The sequence below is a fragment of the Fusobacterium varium genome, assembly GCA_021531615.1.
Taxonomy (GTDB): Bacteria; Fusobacteriota; Fusobacteriia; order Fusobacteriales; family Fusobacteriaceae; genus Fusobacterium_A; species Fusobacterium_A varium_C.
Genome location: JADYUE010000069.1, coordinates 1 through 5705, shown reverse-complemented (window position 1 = coordinate 5705; position 5705 = coordinate 1). Strand labels below are relative to the sequence as shown.

At 25.9% G+C, this 5705-nt stretch carries 3 protein-coding genes; 1 reads left to right on the top strand and 2 read right to left on the bottom strand.

What is annotated here, in order from left to right:
* Positions 1 to 379 precede the first annotated feature (379 nt).
* Positions 380 to 1327, bottom strand: coding sequence for a ParB/RepB/Spo0J family partition protein (locus I6E31_12270; GenBank protein MCF2640735.1), 948 nt, complete (start codon positions 1325 to 1327; stop codon positions 380 to 382).
* Positions 1328 to 1329: 2 nt separating this feature from the next.
* The gene (locus I6E31_12265; protein MCF2640734.1) at positions 1330 to 2226 is read right to left on the bottom strand and encodes a ParA family protein; all 897 of its coding nucleotides are present in this window, start codon (positions 2224 to 2226) and stop codon (positions 1330 to 1332) included.
* A 1042-nt stretch (positions 2227 to 3268) separates the two neighbouring features.
* Between I6E31_12265 and I6E31_12260 the strand changes: the two genes are divergently transcribed.
* A complete protein-coding gene (locus I6E31_12260) occupies positions 3269 to 5335 on the top strand; it encodes a hypothetical protein (GenBank protein MCF2640733.1) in 2067 nt (688 codons plus the stop codon).
* The last annotated feature ends 370 nt before the right edge of the window (positions 5336 to 5705 follow it).

Sequence of the window (5705 nt, the reverse complement as noted above, 5' to 3'; positions counted from 1 at the left end):
GAGGGTATATCGCGACAATGAAGAAAAATGGGCAAAATCAATATGAAGCATTAAAAAGTATTTTTGAATTATGTGACATAATGCTTCCAGTAATCAGTTAAAAAGGAGAATCCGCATCAAGCAAATTCTCCTAATTTTTAGCTGATTTTTTATTTTTTGTAACTACATAGATGAGTAGTTACAAAAATTTTTTATATAAAGTCAATTTATAATTTCCTTAGGCAATAAAAAAAGAGGAACAAATATTTTTGGAGCCTTCCCACTTCTTAACCTATCTAAAGAAAATTTCCTCCTCTTATGTGCATCCCAGTTAGTCCATCATTACAAAGAATTAAAATATCTTTTAGTCCTCATTTATTTATAAAAATTAATGAAATTATTATTTTTTATTAATTATTATATTATTAATATATTTACAAATATCTTCTAATTCTTTCATAGTTAAAGGAACATTTATTTTTAGTTGATGAACTTTAGCTGAGCTTTTTATTTCAATATTTTGTTTATTTTTTTTAGTTTTTAAATCTTTTAAATATTTTTCTAATTCAGCTTTAGTTAATTCTTTTAATTCATCTACTAAAGCTTTTATTTCTTCTAAGTTATTTTCTTCTGTTAATTTTTTAAATTTTATAATTCTATTTATAACGTCAGATAAAGTAACTCCTATTTCATTCACCTTTTCTTTAAGAGGTGTAGGATAATTTAGGATACCTTTAAGTCTTAGTATTTGTCTTGTTCCTAAATTATATTGTTCCCCTATTTCTTCAATAGGAATAGAATAGTTTTCAGAAGCATCATATATTCTTTGAGCTAATTCTAAAGGTTTTAAATTTTCTCTATGAGTATTTTCATTTACTTGGAAAGTATCTAGATCTTCTTTAGTATATACTTCTGGAACTATAATAACTTCTCCATCGAATTCATATTCACTTCCTGAAGTTATAATTCCAGCATATATAGCTGTTAATCTTCTGAATCCTGAAATTATTCTATATTTTCCATCAGTTCTCTTTTGGATATAAACAGGGTTAATTAGCCCTACTGAATATATAGAATTAGATAAAGTTTTAATATTTTCATCTTCAAGATATTTTTGGAAATCTATATCTCTCAATATGAAAGTTTTATCTTCAAAATCAATATTATCTATAATATTGTGAGTTAGTTGAACTTGAACAGCTCCTTCAATATTACTTATATTGTATTCATTTATATTTTGTTCGTTAGAACTTTTATTATCATTTGTAGGAATATCAATTCCGTCAAAAGCTCCGTTGTATTTGTTCATACTTATGTCGTTCATTGCTTCGTTTGGTTTTTGACTCATTTTTATATCTCCTTATTTTTTATTTCTTGATATATTTTTTCACATATTTCAGTAAATTCTTTTGCTGATTTAGAACTAGGTGAATATGCAAAAATTGATTTTTTAGCTGTATTAGATTCTATAACAGTAGTACTTCTACTAATCAATCCTAAGAATTGATCTCCAAAGAATTCTTCTAACTTTTTAATGCTTTCTTTTTGGATATTTCTATTAGGAGTATATAGAGTACCAATTACTGCTGAAATATCTAAATCAGGGTTATTTAAATGCTTTCTAGCTAAGTCTATAATATAAGGCATTTGCACTGCTCCATCAACAGCATTAGGTTCAAGTTGGATAGGCATAACTATATAATTAGCTATAGCAAGAGAAGCTACATGCATGTCTCCAAATCCTGCTCCTAAATCTATTATAACTGCAGAATATTGTGACATATCTATTTGATCTAATATTTTTTTAAGTAAAGAATCTTTAAAAGATATAGTTTTAAATGCTAAGATACACATTCTAATGTCAGCAGGAATTAAATCTATATTTTCATTAACATGAACAATAGTATTATTAACTGTTACTTCCATAGGAACATTTTCGTATCCTATAATATTATTATTTTCATCTCTTATAGGTATTTTAAAATATTCTTGTCCTGCTACTAATTCAAAAAGAGAAGGTCTATCTAAGTTAGTTGCATTAAATGCCATAGTAAAGTTACCTTGAGCATCAGCATCAATACATAAAACTTTTTCATTTTTTATTTCTGAAAAATAATATGCTAATGTTCTAGAAAATTCTGTCTTACCTGTTCCACCTTTTTGACCAAATGAAATGATTATAGGAACTTTTTTAGTATTTATAGTTTTTTCTTTTAATGAAAGTTTCTTTTTTTTAGGTAAAGCCATTATTTATTCCTCCTAACAATGATATTTTATTATTTAATTATTTACTTTATGAGTATCTTTATAAAATCCATAATTAAATAATAAATTTAAACTTATCTATTTGGATAAAAGTAATTAGATATAATATACATGTATATATTTCTCTATAGTTTAAGGTTCACTATTTATATTGTATGACAGCATGCTATCGTTATTTTTTGAGAATGACCCCTTGATTTCATTGACCTAAATACTCATACGAGGTGCGGCTACCCCAGTCGCATCTAATACGAGTATTTTTACTCATCAAATACGAGTATTTAGAGCATCAAGTACGAGTATTTAGCTCATCTAATACGAGTATCGTGCTTTTTAGGCAGCATTTTTATGGTCTCATCAAATCCGAGTAACTATAAAATAGCATATTTAATACTCATCTGATACGAGTATTTTTATTATTATAGCATTTTATATACTCATCTAATATGAGTATTTTATATAAAAAAGCATATTTTACACTCATCAAATACGAGTATATTAGTAAAAAAGCATAAAAGCCGTATCTAGTAATGTAATCTAAAATGCTTTCTTATATGCTATAGCATATTTGGTTCGCATCTGATACGAGTATTTTTATCTGAAATATATTTAGCCGTATCTAATAAGGTATTTTTAGTTATTATTTTTTATAAAACAGTATTTTATATACTCATCCAATACGAATATATAATTAAAAAATATATTTAGCCGTAACTGATAAGGTATTTATTAAAATATTTCATATATGGCAGCATTTTGATAGTCGCATCTAATACGAGTATTTTATTAATGTTAGTTGTTACATTTCGCTTCCATTATGATTAACTTGAGCCTAAACGAATTTTATCTTTCAGTATAAATACATTTTTTTTTGTTTGAAAAAACTTGAAAAAACTGATATACTTAAATAGCATTTTGACATTATTAGTTACGGTAAGCATTTTAACATTATTAGTTACGGCTTTATTATAACATAATAACCATAAAAAACATATAAAAAAATTAAAAAAAGAAAGGAGTAGCAATGGATAACGAAATAGAAGTTATTAGTGATACAGATGAGGATAGTAGTAACAAAAAGGTAATTGAACAAACCATATATGTTCCAGAGTTAGAGAATGGCTTAGTAAGAATGGATATGAATATTATAGAGTATCCATTGTTTACTAAAAATAGAAAAATAAAACCAAATGTAAGAGTACGTTTTGTTATAAATGATAATAGAAATAAAACTATTGAGATTATTCCAGCAGCAGATGAAGTTGTTCCTGGAGAGTTTGAAAAAGCAGTTTTTATAGCTTTGAGTAAAATCATAAAGCAGAATGGCTACAAGAATACATTTGTAACTACCGCAAGTGAAATACTAAATAATATGGAAGTTACAATAGCTTCTCAAAGATCTCTATATAAAAAAGTTAGAATTGCTTTAGAAAGACTTGGGAAAACAAGTTATGTTTTTAATAATACATTGTACTCAAGTAAGGAGAAAAATCTTATAAATTCTAAAATAATAACAAAAATTTTAGAGGTACAGATTATAACTAAAGTAAGTAAAAGTGATATAGAAAAGTATTCTGAAATGTCTGAAGAGAGAAGAAGCTTCCAAGAAAAATATTTTAAAGATAGTAGATTAAAAGAAGTCTTTGTAATAAGTTTTGGTAATTATTTCTATCAGAATATCATGAGCAAAGGATACTTAGTGTATTCAGCTTCTCAGTTATTAGGATTAAGAAGTAATGGAATGGCACTAGATTTATATATGCTTATAACTAAAGCTAGAATGTATAATTTGGTATATAAAGAAAACTTCCTAAAATTAGCAGGGAGAATAGGAATAAAGCTTTATAAAAAGAATTATTTGAGGAATAAGAAAAGTTTGGAAGAGGCAGCAAAGGTGTTACTTGAAAAAAAATTGATAGAAAGTTATCAATTTGTAAAAGAAGGAACGTGGAATACAGCTTATTTTGAGTTTTACTTCACAGAAGAGCATAATAAGATTAAGCAAAATAATTTTATGGAAGATAAAAATGCTTTTGGAGAGTTTGTTATATCTCAGCATGATGAAGTAGAAGAAGCTAGAGTAAAAAAATTTGAGGTTTATAAAAAGTATAAAGTTTCAGAAGGTGAAATAGAATATGCTATATCAAAACTTCCATATAATCTTAGAAGATTAAAAACAATTCCAATTTTAATAAAAAATGCTATAGCTACTTATGGATTACATAGAATATTACAAGCTATAGAATATACTAAAATTAATGCTAAGATTAAACCAAAGTCATTCTTGGAAAAAGCTATAGAGTTTAATTATGGTTCTAAAATAGAAGTAAAATTACCTAAGCAAGTTGTATTAGATCAATTAGGTGTTAACAAGGGAGAAGAACCTAAACCTATTTCTACTGAAGTAGCTTTCAATAAATTTATGGAGTTAGATGAAAAGAAACAAGCATCTATAATAAAACAAGCTATAGAAGATAGTATAGAAACCACATTACAATTTAGTGGAAAAGTTAGCGATGAAATGAAAGAAAATATTAAGAGAGGAATAGAATCTAACTTTAAAAAAGAGCCTAATAAGTATTTAGCTCAATGGTTAGTTGATAAAAAATTCTTTGAAAAGAAAAAAGACGAATCATCTGAAGAAAAATCTAAAATAGATCTTCTAATGAGAAAGCTAGAGAATAAGAAAAAAGAAGTAAAAATAACAACTGATGATATTCAACAGAGTCTTTTCAATACTAAACAATTATCTGATGAGGAAACAGCCAAAGAAGTATTCAAAGAACCTTTAACAGAGAAAGAGGTAAAAGAAACGATTGAAACTCCTGTAGTAGAAAAAGAAGTTAAAGCAGAACCTGTTAAAGTTGAAGTTGTGGAAGAATCATCAGACGATTATGTTGAAATCAAAGAAGTTAAAACTTATATTAATAATGCTATAGCTTTATATGCTGATATACTAGATTTAGATGAAGAAGCTATGAATAATATAAAGAAAGATATTGCTAAGGTAATTTTACCACTAGCAATGAGAAATAAACTTACTAGAAATAAGTTAGAAGAGCTTATACAAACAGAATTTGATAAGTTATAGTACTGTTTTGATACAAAAGGTTCAACCAAAAGTGACTCGGGGACACATGAAAAATATCGTATGATTGTCATGCGATATTTTTTTATTGCAAAAAAATCTAAAAATATAAAAAAACAGAAATAGAACAAAGTATTCGTTCGTCAACGGACAATATATTTTAATAAATAATATGAGAGTTAAAATAAAATTACAAAAGCAGAAAATAGTAATCATTAAAGAATTAGAAAAAGCAATGAAAGACGATTTAGAAAAAAAACTTTAAAACAATAAAAAAATTAATTTCCCACGTGGGAAATTAGAAATAAAAGAGGGTGTGAACTTATTTCTGTAAATTAGTACTTTCTATGATAAAATTTATTTATTTAAAAGT

Excerpts from the sequence above, each read along its gene's own strand:
- I6E31_12270 (MCF2640735.1), bottom strand. The coding sequence starts at position 1,327 with ATGAGTCAAAAACCAAACGAAGCAATGAACGACATAAGTATGAACAAA.
- I6E31_12265 (MCF2640734.1), bottom strand. The coding sequence starts at position 2,226 with ATGGCTTTACCTAAAAAAAAGAAACTTTCATTAAAAGAAAAAACTATA.
- I6E31_12260 (MCF2640733.1), top strand. The coding sequence starts at position 3,269 with ATGGATAACGAAATAGAAGTTATTAGTGATACAGATGAGGATAGTAGT.